General features: G+C 37.2%; 12 protein-coding genes. 5 read left to right on the top strand and 7 right to left on the bottom strand.

All coding sequences use genetic code 11. The features are described 5' to 3' along the window. Window positions 1-2: 2 nt before the first annotated feature. Both moeB and D7029_RS05870 read left to right on the top strand, forming a co-directional pair. Window positions 3-770: a molybdopterin-synthase adenylyltransferase MoeB gene (gene moeB, locus D7029_RS05875; protein ID WP_194952103.1), complete on the top strand. Its 768-nt coding sequence runs from the start codon at window positions 3-5 to the stop codon at window positions 768-770. 268 nt (window positions 771-1,038) lie between these two features. After that, a complete protein-coding gene (locus tag D7029_RS05870) occupies window positions 1,039-2,739 on the top strand; it encodes an amidohydrolase (protein ID WP_194952102.1) in 1,701 nt (566 codons plus the stop codon). Window positions 2,740-2,842: 103 nt separating this feature from the next. On the opposite strand, the gene D7029_RS05865 is transcribed toward D7029_RS05870, so the two are convergent. Together D7029_RS05865 and D7029_RS05860 are read right to left on the bottom strand one after the other, a co-directional pair. Then, entirely contained in the window at window positions 2,843-3,307 is a 465-nt protein-coding gene (locus D7029_RS05865) for a GNAT family N-acetyltransferase (RefSeq protein WP_194952101.1), read from the bottom strand. 9 nt (window positions 3,308-3,316) lie between these two features. Next, a complete protein-coding gene (locus tag D7029_RS05860) occupies window positions 3,317-3,895 on the bottom strand; it encodes a TIGR00730 family Rossman fold protein (protein WP_088493357.1) in 579 nt (192 codons plus the stop codon). 329 nt (window positions 3,896-4,224) lie between these two features. On the opposite strand from D7029_RS05860, the gene rhtA reads away from it, so the two are divergent. After that, entirely contained in the window at window positions 4,225-5,115 is an 891-nt protein-coding gene (rhtA, locus tag D7029_RS05855; RefSeq protein ID WP_088493358.1) for a threonine/homoserine exporter RhtA, read from the top strand. Between the two features lie 274 nt (window positions 5,116-5,389). Beyond that, the gene (gene dps, locus D7029_RS05850) at window positions 5,390-5,896 is read left to right on the top strand and encodes a DNA starvation/stationary phase protection protein Dps (RefSeq protein WP_023581243.1); all 507 of its coding nucleotides are present in this window, start codon (window positions 5,390-5,392) and stop codon (window positions 5,894-5,896) included. A gap of 88 nt (window positions 5,897-5,984) precedes the next feature. Here dps and D7029_RS05845 read toward each other — a convergent pair whose 3' ends face one another. From D7029_RS05845 to dinG, 5 genes are all read right to left on the bottom strand, one after another. Then, entirely contained in the window at window positions 5,985-8,018 is a 2,034-nt protein-coding gene (locus tag D7029_RS05845) for a TonB-dependent receptor family protein (protein WP_194952100.1), read from the bottom strand. Window positions 8,019-8,078: 60 nt separating this feature from the next. Continuing rightward, window positions 8,079-9,224 (bottom strand): NrfD/PsrC family molybdoenzyme membrane anchor subunit, encoded by a 1,146-nt coding sequence (gene nrfD, locus D7029_RS05840; RefSeq protein ID WP_194952099.1) that lies wholly within the window; start codon window positions 9,222-9,224, stop codon window positions 8,079-8,081. Next, the gene (locus D7029_RS05835; RefSeq protein WP_194952098.1) at window positions 9,221-10,045 is read right to left on the bottom strand and encodes a 4Fe-4S dicluster domain-containing protein; all 825 of its coding nucleotides are present in this window, start codon (window positions 10,043-10,045) and stop codon (window positions 9,221-9,223) included. Before D7029_RS05835 ends, nrfD begins: the two co-directional genes overlap by 4 nt. A gap of 18 nt (window positions 10,046-10,063) precedes the next feature. Then, window positions 10,064-11,620 carry a [FeFe] hydrogenase, group A gene (locus D7029_RS05830; protein ID WP_194952097.1) on the bottom strand — a complete coding sequence of 519 codons (1,557 nt, stop codon included), beginning with the start codon at window positions 11,618-11,620 and terminating at the stop codon, window positions 10,064-10,066. A gap of 805 nt (window positions 11,621-12,425) precedes the next feature. Continuing rightward, the gene (gene dinG, locus D7029_RS05825) at window positions 12,426-14,534 is read right to left on the bottom strand and encodes an ATP-dependent DNA helicase DinG (RefSeq protein ID WP_194952096.1); all 2,109 of its coding nucleotides are present in this window, start codon (window positions 14,532-14,534) and stop codon (window positions 12,426-12,428) included. Between the two features lie 252 nt (window positions 14,535-14,786). On the opposite strand from dinG, the gene D7029_RS05820 reads away from it, so the two are divergent. Continuing rightward, window positions 14,787-15,695, top strand: coding sequence for a LysR family transcriptional regulator (locus tag D7029_RS05820; RefSeq protein ID WP_088493359.1), 909 nt, complete (start codon window positions 14,787-14,789; stop codon window positions 15,693-15,695). The last annotated feature ends 37 nt before the right edge of the window (window positions 15,696-15,732 follow it).

The raw sequence follows: 15,732 nt of genomic DNA, 5'->3' as shown, positions 1-15,732 counted from the left end.
TTATGAGTATTGAATTAACCGATGAAGAAATGCTGCGCTACAATCGCCAGATTGTATTAAGAGGTTTTGATTTTGATGGTCAAGAGGCACTGAAAAGTGCTTCTGTATTGATTGTTGGCGCAGGTGGCTTAGGATGTAGTGCCTCGCAATATCTTACAGCCGCAGGTGTGGGAAAACTCACATTATTAGATTTTGATACGGTTTCCCTTTCTAATCTTCAGCGCCAAATTCTTCATCGCGACGCCACAATTGGTCAACCTAAAGTGCTATCTGCAAAAGCGACATTAGAAGCCATTAATCCTCATGTCACGATAGAAACCGTCGATGCATTACTTGAAGATGAGGCTTTAGCAGAGCTTATTAGCCAACATAGTATTGTTATGGATTGTACTGATAATGTGACAGTACGTGAGCAACTTAATCGTCTCTGCTTTCATCAGAAAAAGCCTCTCGTTTCTGGTGCCGCTATTCGGATGGAAGGTCAAATCAGTGTATTCACCTACCAAGATGATGAGCCTTGCTATCGCTGTTTAAGCCATCTTTTTGGTGATAATGCGTTAAGTTGTGTTGAAGCGGGTATAATGGCACCTGTAGTCGGTACAATTGGCACATTACAAGCAGTTGAAGCCATTAAATTACTCACCGGCTATGGTGAAAATTTACATGGTAAGGTATTAATGTTTGATGCAATGCGTATGCAATTTCGCGAATTCAAATTACCTAAAAATCCACATTGTGAAGTGTGTTCTGCCAATTCACCCGATAACTAACTGCTTTCTATCCTAGATAAGGTAAGTCTAACTTCTTTAAACTTACCTTATCACCTTTCGAAGAGAGAGGTATTAATCTGTTTTTTAAGCATTTTAATTACCCTCTAAGTCGTATTTTTCGTTAAGTTGATGTAACAAGCTTGTAGTATTCACTCTAATTTAATTCTACTATGACCGCCCGCGTCAAAACGCAACAGGATGCCCTATAAGCAGAATAATCATTTAAGCACGCGTTTTATGTGCTAAAAAAGCAATACAAGGTAGAAGAATGACATTTCAAATTGCAGACACTCTCTATTACAACGGACTTATTTATACCGCTGATCATAATAACAATATTGTTGATGCTATCGCGATCAGCCAAGGTGTAATTATTGCTTCAGGTAAAAAAGAGGTGTTACTTTCTTACTGTAATGAAAATACTGAACAAATTGATTTACAGGAAAGAATGGTCATGCCGGGCATTATTGATGCGCATATGCACCCATTTTGGGGAGGCGCAACATTAGCGGGTTGCCATCTTGATTATCAATCGCTCTCTATCGATGACATTTTATTGCGTATTCAGAAATACCTTGATGAAAACTTTATTGATGGTGATACCGAATGGTTAAAAGTCTCCGCATGGTATCGTGAAGGTATGCAACCTGAAGGCGTGCAAATGACACGTTATCACCTTGATACCTTAAATACGACTCGCCCTATTTTGCTCTTTTCTAGTGATTGTCATAGTGTTCTTGCCAATTCTCGTGCTTTAGAATTGTTAAATATCACCGCTGAAACACCTGATCCGCCGGATGGAAACATTGAACGTGATGGTGATAGAACCCCTATTGGTATTCTTGAAGATGCACCAGCAATGCAAGCCATTGACAGCCTACCTCCACTGACTGAAGCACAAAACCTACAAATAGCCCGTCATGTTCAAAAATTATTAAATGAACAAGGCGTAACCACCATAATGGATGCACGTGTAGGCGAGCCTCAATTACGCGCCTTTAATACGTTAAGAAGAGCTGGAAAACTGACTCTTCGCGTAGAGAATGCCGTCGAAATCACGCCGGATGATGTACCTTGTATTGAAGATATTCCAAACGCTGTACATCATGCTGCTACTCGTTTTTCACAGTGGCATCAAATCAGCGATGGAGCTCAACCTAGTGTTGCGATCCGCCATATCAAACTTTTCCTTGATGGTGTATTACAAGCGCCGATTATGACAGCCCGTTTACACTCGCCTTATCGTATCAATGTTGGCACCGATGACACGCCACACTGGCAAGACTCTGAACATATTGGCGATCTCTATTTCTCACCTGAAATTTTAACGCCGTTAGTCACAGAAATTGCCCGTGCAGGTTATCACCCTCATATTCATACTGTTGCTGAAGGTGCAATTAGCACGGCACTTGATGCTATTAGTGCAATGCGTAAAGCCCTACCTGAAAAAGATATAAGACCGGGGCTTGCACATAATGAATTGATGTGTGAAAAAGATTATGTGCGTTTTGCACAACTAAAAACCTACCCTTTTCTCTCCTTCCAATGGGCGGCAGCAGAACAGAGCAATATCGAAAAAGATATTGAAATGCTGGGTAAATCTCGCTGTGATTATTTAGAAACTGCTGGCAAGTTTATTGATGCGGGCGTTACTGTTGCTTTTGGTAGCGATTGGCCGATTGACCCACTTAATGAATGGTACGATTTTAAAGTCGCAATGACTCGTCAAAAAGATGCAAAAAGCCCTCGTCTTGATAATGATCGTAACCTTACGTTAATTGAAGTCCTACGCGCAGCCACTATTAATGCCGCTCAGGCATTGGATATGGATAGACAAATTGGATCATTAGAAGTCGGAAAATTTGCCGATTTTATTGTATTAGATCGAAACCTGTTTGAAATATCGGCAGAAGATGTTGAAAATGTCAGGGTATTGTGTACGATCATTGCGGGGAAACCCACAATTTAGCTGAATAATATAATTAATAAACCCGCTTTAAGCGGGTTTATTTTTATCTATGCACTTAATTCTATGCACTTAATCCTATAAAAATTAACGTAAACTTAGCCTGCTATAAAGCAATCCCCATTACTGTGCTCACTTCTTTTAATCCTTCACGCTCGTAAAAACGTTTAGCTGCACCATTTTCAGCTAATACAGATAACTCAAGATGCGTCATTTTCTCTGATTTAGCCCACTCTTTCATTGCTGTTAATAATAAACTGCCAGCGCCTTGGCTGCGTACAGAAGGATCGACAACAATATCGTAAATATAAGCATATTTACGCTGAACTAAGCAGTTAAACATTGGTGTTTCTTGGATTTGCGCCATGCTAAATCCAACTACTTTACCGTCTAAGTCCGCCACTAAAAGATGAAACTTATTATTTTTTATTCCATTAATAATAAAAGCTTCATCTTGCTTACCCGGCTTTAATCGATCGGGTTGTAAATTCGCCATTTCATTAAATAAATAAGTGTAAAGCGTATTAATTTCTTCTACATCAGACAAAATTGCTTTTCTTATTATTATCATTTTTTACCTTTATTTGTTGTAGGTTTTTACAGGAGGTGCGGTGTACGTTTCAAATTTATCTAAAAGTTGAATAGGACATTGTTCCACAATCGCCATATTCCGGTATTTTTCATGTAAGAATTGTTCATCAGCCATTTTATCAATCATCATTAATAATGGAGAATAGAACTGATTGATATTAAGTAAGCCTAGTGGTTTTTGATGTAACCCAATTTGGCTCCATGTAAAGACTTCACTAAACTCCTCTAATGTACCAAAGCCACCGGGTAAAGCGACAAAACCTTCAGCTAATTCAATCATTTTGCTTTTACGCTGATGCATTGTTTCAACAACATGTAGTTCAGTCAGATTTTTATGTGAAATTTCACGCCCTTCTAACAGCGTAGGAATAACACCAATTACCTTTCCACCTTCGGCTAATACAGTATCGGCGAGTGTTCCCATAATACCGACACTTGCACCACCATAAATTAAGGTAATATTACGTTTAACCAGCTCTTTGGCAAAAATAATTGCTTGTTCTTTATAAATAGGTGAAGCCCCTAAACTAGAACCACAATACACTGCGATAGATTTTATTTTACTCATTTTTTATTCTCTTTTAGCTAGTTAAAACGAGCTTGGAATTATACTGAAGGTACTTTTAATAAAAAAGGTTAAAAAAAGTGTTTTTACGCTTTTTATCGCACATATATATTTAATCATTATTAACCCTTATATTTATAAGAGGCTATTTTTTATTTTATTAAAAATAAACTAATTTATATTTAAGCTAATTTAGCTCAATCAAATTAAAATAAAAATATTTATTAAGGAATAACTATATTAAAGCAGGTGATTTTATTTTATATTATGCGATCCTTTGTTATCAGCTAACAGAGAACACATACGATTGATTATTGACGAGGTTTTATAGGATGTTGTCAGCCAGACACTCAGCTAAATTACAGGTGTTTTACCCTGTGCTTCTTTTGCTTCTCTCCATGCTTTCAATTCAAAGCGGCGCATCCCTTGCTAAAAGCCTATTTCCTGTTATTGGTGCCCCCGCTGTAACGGCGTTACGCCTGTTATTGGGTACTTTGATCCTCTTTTTTATTTTTAAACCGTGGCGACTTAAGTTTACTCGAGAATCGATTATGCCACTGTTTTTGTATGGTTTATCTTTAGGGATGATGAATTACCTTTTCTACCTCGCCCTTGAAACCATTCCTTTAGGCATTGCTGTCGCCCTTGAATTTACAGGCCCTTTAGCTGTTGCTATGTTTTCATCACGCAGAGCTATCGACTTTTTATGGATAATTTTAGTTATTGCTGGTTTAGGATTATTGCTACCTATTGGCGATAATATTCATGGGTTAGATCCTCTAGGTATCCTTTATGCACTGGGTGCTGGTGTGGGTTGGGCGTTATATATTGTATTCGGACAACGTGCAGGTAAAGGCTACGGCGCGGCAACGGTTTCTATTGGCTCGTTAGTTGCTGCCTTTATTTTCGTTCCTATTGGTATGTTACAGAGTAGTCCAGATATCATGTTTAGCTGGTCAATTTTACCTGTTGCATTAGCGATTGCGATTCTATCAACTGCTTTCCCCTATACTTTAGAAATGATTGCTCTCACACGTTTACCAGCTAAAACCTTCGGGACTTTAATGAGCTTAGAACCTTGTATGGGTGCTTTTATTGGTATTATTTTCTTGCATGAACATTTGACTTTAATTCAATGGGTTGCCTTAGCCTTTATTGTTTTAGCCTCTATTGGTTCAACGGCAACCATAAAAAGCAAAACCAAAATTGAAGAGGTTAAATAATTATTTAACCGTATTTATTCATAAGAAATAAATATTTATTTAAAAAGGGTCTTATGATCCTTTTTACTTATTAAATAATAACTTTACTTGCCTATCATTGCTATTTTGCACACTTTGTCTTACCCTAAATAGGTTATTTCGATAGATTAGATTTTTTTAATAGATGACCTATCAATTTAATAGTATCAATCGATAAGACTAACCATTAATAATTTACTATCATAATTAACAGAAATTAAGATATTGAGTTATTAATTATTTAGGGAGAACGATTATGAGTACTGCTAAATTAGTCAAATCCACACCTTCAACTCTGCTTTATACCCGTAATAACCTTGATGACAGCGTAAAACTACATGCTATCGAATTATTGCAACAGATGGTGACGCAGTTTATCGACTTATCTCTCATCACAAAACAAGCGCACTGGAATATGCGTGGCAGAAACTTTATTTCTGTCCATGAGATGGTTGACGGCTTCCGCGATACCATTAATCAGCATACCGATGAGTTTGCAGAGCGTGTTGTTCAATTAGGTGGCACTGTATTAGGCACCGCACAAGTGGTGAGTAAGAAAACACCATTAAAAGCTTATCCTCTGGATATTCATGATGTGCAAGATCACTTAAAAGCACTGGCTGATCGTTATGCGGTTGTTGCCAATGATATTCGTAAAGCCATTGACGAAGTTGAAGACGAAGATACCGCAGATATGTTTACTGCCGCATCGCGTGATCTTGATAAATTCTTATGGTTTATTGAAGCCAATATTGAGAATTAATCTGCATATAAAAACATGTTATTAATCGTGTTATTAATAATGAAAAAGGCTGTCATTTAAGGCAGCCTTTGTCTATTTTGCTATTGAGTTAAAATTTATAGACAACGCCAGCATTAACGCTAAAACCATTTCCTGGAAAAAGTAAGGCATCACTTTTCTTCACCGTTGGATTAGCTAACGTGCTTGCTGCATAGTGTTTATTCGTAATATTGTCTAGATTCAGGTAAGTCGACCACTGATTATCGTATTGATAATGCGTATTAAACCCTAATAACGCGTATGGCTTACTTTTTTGAATATTAAAATGATTACCATGATCAACAGCAACACTGGTTGGTGACCAATACACAGTGGGGCCAAATCTCAATCCATTTAATTGGTAATAAACTTCACCTGAAATAAGATTTCTAGGAACACCTGCAATATATTTCCGATTATATTCCCCACCCATAAAACGAAAATCATTATAAGTCCATGTTGCTCGATAAAGAATATCGCCCATTGGAAGTGGTTGAATTGCATTTAAACCTAGCTCTACACCTTGGTGACGTGTTTTCGCTGGATAATTATAAACATCAACAATATTCCCATCTGTATCATGTGAAGTGATATATTCATCTTTAATCAGGCTACGATAAATTACCGCACTCCAACTGATATTGTCAGTTAATTCCATATCACTACCTATCTCAAAACTGGTTGCTTTTTGAGGTGATAGCTTTAAAAGGTTCACTTTATTTAATGGTACCTTAGGATTAATAATATCATTAAAAGATGCAGGTTCATGGCTCATACTAACATTGGCAAATAAGCGAGTTTGGTAATTAGGATACCAAATAAGCCCAACTTTCGGCGTTAGAAAATTGAATGACTGATCAAGCTGATTATGACTAGAAAACAGATCTCTTTTTGCATGAGTCCCTTTTAAATCAAGGTTAACCAATACACTATTTGTAATATGTATTCCCGCTCCTAAAGATGCATAAATATTTTCAGCTCGACCATCGAATCGTCCTAACCAACCTTTAGGATTTTTTTCGATATCATCTTTCATTACCGAATGATCCCAAGCCAATGCGGTACGATAGCTAATAAGCTCTGTCTCTAATTTATAATTAAGCTGAGCCCCTTTAGTGTAATAATTTACAAATTGATAATGGCTAGGCGTTTTAAAATTATCGTGTGTTTGTGAATACCACCAGCCAAATTGGATATCGTGCGCACCACTGTTCCATGTCGATTTATTGGCTATACGTAATTGCTCAACATTTCTATGAGGATCTTTTTTCTTAATTGCAGGTAATACCGCTTTAGGATCATCCTCAAGCATTTGTGAGGTTGCAGGGCCTGGAACATCAAAACGTAAATCTGTCCAATTGATCCACGTTCTGTTTTCAAAATTACCTAATGTATAACCCAATGTTGAACGCATTGCTTTACGCTGAGAAGCTGAATGCTCACGATAACCATCATAGTGGTCATAGCTTAGGCTTATTCTGGCATCAATCGGATGATTTTCACTATCTCCGCCTAATGCCATTTGCATACCTTGGCGTCCAAAAGAGCCTTGCTCATAACGTAATTGATTATGGCTATCTTTTCCTGTGTAAGTAATAAAATCGAGCTCCCCCCCTAAATTATTACTTTGTAATTGAGTACTGTTAGCTCCCCGACGAATACTCACAAATTGCACATCGCGCACATCAATCAGACTGGAATGAAAACTGCCATCCGCTTCATTAAGCGGTAAACCATCTTGTAATAATAATATCCCTCTGGAAAGCGGTGCACTTTGAACACCTGATCCCCTAATACTTAAACGAGGTTGATCTAATCCGCCAAATAAACTTTGTATAACAACGCCGGGTTGGTTTTTTAATGCATCATTAAGTGTTAATAAACGATTTTTCTTATCTACGGTAATTAAATTTGTTCCGCCGGCAATATTACTTATTTTTTCAGCTTCAACATTATAAGTATGATTAGAGATATTCTCTGCTTTTGAACCACTCACAATTATACGTTCAGGTTTACTCTCATTCGATTGAGCATAATTAAATATTGTTGTTATCGAAAGCAAAGAAGATGAAATAAACCATAAGGTCTTTTTTAAAATAGGCATATTTATTGTTCTACTTATCGTTAATAAAAATGCCCAACGTTGAATTGGGCATTTAATACGTTAATGGTTGGCTTCATCATGTTCGATAATACGGAAATTCTCACAGATAAATAAATATGCAAGAACACCCATCGCAACAAGACCAATAGTGATAGTTAATTCTGGTAATGATGGCCAATAAGATACACCCGTTGATGTAACCATACCTGTCACCACAACGTTATAGCGATTTAAAATAACGCCAGAAGCCACTAGTGCACCAAATGTAACCAACCAACGACGACGTTTTATTAATGGAGAAAAGCAGATAATCAGTGGAACAATAACGCCAAAACCGACTTCAATCCAAAAGAATAAAGATTCAAAACTGCCTTCAAAAAGGTAACTCACTTTACCTTCAGCAATAATACTGCCAAATTTTAGAGCCAAATAAACAAGCATTGCATAACCTGAAATTCGAATTAATCCACTTAATACAGACATAGGAACTTTATGATTAAATGCTCTACCTGCTAATGCAGTTTCAACCGCTATCATTGCAGGGCCAACAAAAAATGACGATATTAAAAATTGAAAGAAGATAATTGGCGACCACCACAATGGATGTAATTTATCTACCATTAATAAATAAAGCGCCCCGAGTGATGATTGATGCATCGATGGAATAGCAATACCAATCACCAATAATACAGGTAATATTTTGCGGAAAAATTGATGGTATTTACGCCCGATACGCTCAGTTGCGACTTCGCCAAATTCAATTAATTGCACACTGGTATAAACAGAAACACAAATAAAGACTTCAAAAAGCACTGAACTATGCCCTTGAGAAACTAATGGACGCCAAAAATTCCACCACTGCCCAATATCAAGGAAAAGCCCTACCATCACCAATAAATAACCAATTAATGAGGTTAATGCAGCACTGCGCGCAATACTTGAAAATTGTTCTTGTTTAAAAACATAAACAATCAATGCAGTACCATATCCCCCACCGGCCAACGCCACACCACACATCACGTCAAACGAGATCCAAAGACCCCAAGGCCACTCATCATTAAGATTGGTTACTAATCCCAATCCAGTGACTAAACGAAATAAAATAAGTCCGACGGCAATCAAACTAATGACAACAAGTACCCAGCGTACAGGTGTCATAGGAAAACGCCACTTACCAAAGCTGGTCGTATTATCGATAACACTCATTCTGATCTCCTTGTTTCATCATCCTTGCCATTTTTCTTCTGTTCTTGATGTAATTGCTCATCGTGACTGACTCTATCTTTTCGGTGATTAAACATCGCGATACCGCCGAGGATCACCGCCCAAGTTGCTCCTGCAATTGGTGTATATTTCATAAAATCAGAAGTGTAAGAAGAGAGTGGTTTTTCAGTTAATCCTGTTTTAAATCCAAGATCTTTAAATGGCACATCAGAAATGTAGAGCCATTCCGTTCCTCCAACTTCCTTTTCACCATAAATGTGCTGAACATAATTAGGATTATTCGAAATAGTTTCTTTCGCTTTTTCTAATAAGGTTTCTCTATCACCAAAAACTAAAGCTTGAGTTGGACATACTGCGACACAAGCTGGAGATTGTCCTTCTTCAACACGAGAAGAACACATCATGCATTTAGTGACATAAGGAAGCGATTTTTCCCATTCATATTTAGGAATATCAAATGGGCATGCCACCATACAATAACGGCATCCCACACAGAGATCAGGATAGTAAACCACAGGTCCAGCTGGCGTTTTTTGAAATGCTTTTGCAAAACATGCCGAAGCACACGCAGGATCAATACAGTGGAAGCATTGCTCTTTAACGTAACGCCAAACCGCTTTATCTTCTTTTTCAACAGTAACTGTTTTTATCACCGTCCAGTTTTCATCTGCTAATTTTGCATTTTCGCCACTGGTAGGTTGTCTATCTTCTATCCATTTATTTTCGTTGTACATTTTACATGCAACTGTACAACTACCGCAGCCGATACACTTAGTAAGATCGACTAATACACCTTTAGACATAATGTGTTTCCTCAATCTTTAAGCTTTCTTTTTATTAAAATGAATACTGCGATCTTGATAATGCGTATGAAGCAATTGGTGAGCACGTTCACCACAAGGTTCGCCTAAAAATTGTTTATAAATACTTTGAATTTCACTGTTTTCATAACTCAAGCGGATTGTGGCGCGTTCATCTTTGCTATACAGCGCTTTCATACGTAATGCTCGAATTTCATCGGAAGGCGGTAATGCCGAGCGAGGTTGGCCGCCACCCGCAATACATCCTCCAGGACATCCCATAAACTCAACGAAATGCCATGATTTTTCCCCATTTTGAATGGCTTCTAAAACGGGGCGAGCATTTCCCATACCAGAACAGACTGCGACACGAATTTCACCTACACCCGGTATACTCACAGACGCTTCTTTAATGCCTTCTAATCCGCGCACTGGTTGTAAATTAAATAGAGGTTCTGGTGGTCTTTCACCTGTAATAAAGTAGTAACTGGTTCTAACCGCAGCTTCCATAACACCGCCGGTTACACCGAAAATGGCACCAGCACCACTATATTCAGACATAAGACGGTCATAGTTTGCAGGTTGAAGTGAAGTTAAATCGATATTGTGGCTTTTGATTAATCTTGCGAGTTCTCTTGTTGTTAGAACGATATCGACATCACGAAGATCTGGTTTTTCCCATAACACACTTGCGCCATTCATTTCAGGGCGAGCCGCTTCTGATTTTTTAGCTGTACACGGCATAATGGCAACAGAAACAATTTTACTAGGATCGATATCTTGTTCTTTGGCGTAATACGTTTTTATCATCGAACCCAGCATTGTCATCGGGGATTTTGCAGAGGAGAGATTAGGAATTAATTCAGGGTAAAACATTTCACAAAATTTAACCCAACCTGGTGAACAAGAAGTAAATTGAGGCAATACACCATTATTTTGAATTCGTTGCAGTAATTCGGTGGCTTCTTCCATAATGGTTAAATCAGCGGAGAAGTTAGTATCAAAAACTTTATCAAAACCTAGTTTTCTAAGTGCCGCCACTTGAAGTAATTCAATGTCTTCACCGGGTTGCATACCAAACTCTTCACCTAATGCAACTCTTGTTGCTGGCGCTGTTTGTACAACAACATGCAAGGTTGGATCTAATAACGCTCGAATAACCTTATCTGTGTCATCAACTTCTGTTATTGCTCCTGTTGGACACCAAAGAGTACATTGACCACAATCGATACAAGGAACGCTATCAATTAACGGTAAATCATAGTTTCCCATTACGGTTTGTACTTTTTCACATACTTCAACGCATTGGCCACATAAAATACATTTTTTGTCATCACGACAAATGGCAACGTTGTTAGGATCAATAGGAATGCGACCTCTTACTTGAACCGGAAAAGTGCCTTTCGCATTATATTGCTCAGGAACCCAACCTGTACCGCCAGAAATATTACCATCACATCCCGCTGTGACAGCGGTTACCCCAGCGGCAAGGCTTACCTTTCCAGCAAATGAAAAGAAAGAGCGCCGAGATAATAATTTCTCGTCACTTTCTTCTTTTGTAGGAAGAATAGATTTCATTTTTTGCAATGCTCCTGCTTTAATATATAAATAAAATTACCGTTTAAAGGTAATAATATATAAAGAGTTGAAACTTATTTTTTGTTAAAAATATTTGTATTATTTCATTAATAAAAAAACCAACACTTAAGATAAGTATCGATTTAATGTGAAATGAATTTTTTATGTAAAAACACCCTATCAGCAATCATCGTTTCATTTAAGAAAATCAGGAGAGATTTTTTTAATTCAATAAGTGACAGGGTGTTTATGAGAGATATTGTACTGAAGAGAAATTAAAAAAAAACAGCTTACAACCTTATTAATTAAATATAATTAATTTTATTGACACATATCAAAATAAAAATAATTCCATAAAAACATCCCTATGAAGAAATGATAAAAAACCAAACAAATTAGAATAAAAAATGATTAAAAATCAACTAACTACAAGCCTTGTTATTTTTTATAAATTTATTGAGCATTTATCTTAACTAAATAAAAAAAGGATTATTGCGTAATGTTTAATAAAAAATATATAATTAGAAAAATATCACATGAATAATATCTAAATAAAATATGCACTTTTTCTAAATTAATAAAAATAAGTATATTATTATACAAATATTTATTTTGTTATAATTGTATTAATTTATGTGAATTAATTATTATATTTTAAATATGATATATTTTTATTTCCTAAATATTAATAAGATTCATAAAAAATACAAGTTAATAATATTAGATACATTAACACCTAAAAATAACAAGAGAATGATTAAATATATTTAACCATAAGGTAAGATATGTTGTTTTTAATAAAAAATTATTTCTCTTTAGGCATCTCAGGTTGATAAATAGGGAAAATAGGTAACGCAGTTAATAAACGCGAACCATAATTTTTTGTTAGCAAGCGTCTGTCATAAATCACTATTTCACCGTGACAATGATGACTACGAATAAGACGTCCAACTTGCTGAATTAAATTAAATGATGCGCTTGGCAAGCTTTGTACTTCAAAAGGATAGCGCTTTAGCGATTTAAGCCACTCGCCCTCTGTCACAATCACCGGATCTGTCACAGGTGGAAAAGCAATTTTATGAATATGCACCTGCGTTAAATAGTCGCCTTTTAAATCGAGCCCTTCAGCAAAAGATTGCAAACCTATCAACACACTATTATCACCAGCATCAATACGCTTACAATGTGTTTCGACTAATCGATAGCGTGGCTGATCGCCCTGCACTAATAAACACAAACGCAAATCTTTCACTTCTTCTAAAAAACCTTCCATTGCCCGCTGGCTACTAAATAAAACCAATTGACCTCTGTGGTTATTCTCTTCCATGCAGTGTCGAAAATAACGCGCCATCTCTTTCAAATGTTCACGTTCATGACTCATGGTCGGTTCATAACGCATTTTAGGAATAACTAATCTACCCTGCTCTTTATGTTCAAAAGGCGAAGACAACGTAATAAAGCGATCATCAAAATGCTCACTTAACCCCGTTAATTCTTGAATACGAGAATAGCTATTTAATGATCGTAATGTCGCTGATGTGATAACCACATGCGGGATATTTTTCCATAACAATTGCGTCAGCTGTTCGCTAACACGAATACCAGCGCAATGAAAATAGAGATGAGATTGCTTTTTATCGTAACGACGCGTTAGCCATTTGGATACAGGCGCTTTTGAAGTCTGCTCTAATGTTGCCAAGCGCCACAATTTCGCCATATTTTCTAAATAACCCACCATTCTACTGGTCGTTAAAATAGCACGATGTAAACGCACAACATCTTCTTTTGCCGTACGCTCTGTTAAATCATTTAAAATAGCTTCGCCCAACATTTTTAAACCATCTGTTAGCTTAAATAATGTCTGGCAACTTAATAGAAGTTGTTCAGGCAGTTCACCTAATGGGAAGAGATATTCATCTTGTTCACTACGTTCTGGTAATAGTGCGCGCGTGAATGTATCAACTTCTTGATAAGCTTCACGTAACTTAGCGATATGTGCATCAAAACGAATAGGATCAGCCAATTTAGGCGGTCTTACTGGAATAAATTGCGCTAAATACTGGCTAACATGACGAGTGATATTATCAAGCTGATTATTGAGAGCAACTAAGGTTATTTCTCCTTCAACTTCAAGGGCATCTCGTGCAACATCAGGAATATGGTGCCCTTCATCAAGTACCAAAAGTAGATTTTTAGCATCAGGCAATACAGATTCACTTTCCATTGCCGCCATCACTAAAGCGTGATTGGTAATAACCACATCCACTTCATCAATTTCACGACGAGCAATAAAGAAAGGACAGCGATGATAATATTGGCAATTTCGCCCTAAACAGTTCATTTTATCCGTGCTGATCTTGCGCCATAAACTATCGGTTAGTGCACGTTTATGGTGATCACGCAAACCATCCCAGCCAAAACTAGTGAAATCATTTTTAAGCTCTTGGCAAATTTCTCTTTCTGCACTCGTCGCCACATCAACTTTATCTTCAAGCAAAAACATTAAGTCAATCTGCTCGCCTTCTGTTGCACAAATCGCATCTAAATTGCGGGGGCATAAATAACGTCCACGACCAAAAGCGCCAGTAAACGTGAGATCAGGAATGATTTTTTTAAGTAATGGAAGATCTTTGCTATAAATTTGATCTTGCAGTGCCACATTTGCCGTACTGATTATCAGTGGTTTTTTCTCATCGCGGCTAATAGCAATACCTGGAATAAGATAAGAGAGTGTTTTACCCACACCAGTCGGGGCTTCTATCACTAAATGACGTCCCATTTCATCAGAAAAAGTCTTAGCCACCTCAGCGATCATTTCACGCTGTGGCGCACGCGGAATAAACCCTTCGATATGCTCTGGTAGGGCTTTATACCACTGACTTATTTGATTTTTAACTGATTGAGAAAGGGACATAACCACTCTGTAACTGATTTTAAGAAAGGCGCTATTGTCTCATAACACTGTATAAAAATCAGTAGTTACCTTCATTTGCTCTTCTTTTTCATCAAAGAATGGATAACACCTCGAAATTATTGAGCTTTGTTATAGATTATTAATTCAACTCTTCATAGTATGAGTATTCATTACGTAACATCTAAAATAGTCTTATAAAAAATATGATTTATTGGTTTTATTAAACACAACACCAGTTAAGAGATATCTATAATGACCTCCGCAAAACGCCCTATTTTTAACTTAGAACTTGATTTGCTCCGAACCTTTGTTGCTGTTGTCGATGGAAATACCTTTGCAGCGGCAGCTGAATCTGTTTGTCGTACACAATCTGCCGTAAGCCAGCAAATGCAACGACTTGAATCGTTGATAGGCAAAGAGCTGTTTGCTCGCCAAGGGCGAAACAAAACACTGACAGAAGCGGGTACACAACTGCTTAATTACGCTCGCCGTATTTTGCGTCTGAATGATGAAGCCTGTCTTTCATTGATGCATGAAGAAATTGATGGGATCTTAAAAATTGGCTCTCCAGATGATACGGCAAACACGATTTTACCTGATCTTCTCGCGCGTTTTTCTGGAGCCTATCCTCGCCTTATCATGGAAATTATTGTTAAACGTAGTCCGTTTTTAATGTCTATGTTAGAAAATAACGAGCTTGATTTAGCCATTTCCACTGAAGAACATGTGGGTTATCCCAAAATTGTATTACGTGTTTCTCCCTCTTTATGGTATTGCGGAAAACATTTCAGATTTGATCTTGATGAGCCCTTACCATTAGTTGTATTAGATGAACCCAGCACATACCGCGATATGATGATAAATCACCTTGATCAACAAGGCATTCGTTGGCGAATCGCTTATGTTGCTACAACACTTTCAGGCGCCAGAGCCGCAGTACGAGCAGGCTTAGGCATTATGGCGCGTTCAATTGAGCTTTCAGGTGATGATTTGCGTATTTTAGGCGAAAAAGAAGGCTTACCGGCTTTACCTGCTATTAGTTATAACCTATATCTCAATGCCAACAGCCCTGGAAAAGCAGCCCAAATACTGTTTGATTCATTAAAAAATGAACAAAATGAAGTGATTAATCATGCCGACATAACACTTCAACAAGAGTAGAGATTTTAAAGCCCTTAAATCGTGTAGATAACCAAAG

The sequence above is a fragment of the Proteus vulgaris genome (genome assembly GCF_016647575.1).
GTDB classification, from domain to species: domain Bacteria; phylum Pseudomonadota; class Gammaproteobacteria; order Enterobacterales; family Enterobacteriaceae; genus Proteus; species Proteus mirabilis_B.
Note: the sequence above shows the minus strand (reverse complement) of the source record. Positions and strands in the feature narration are given on the sequence as shown.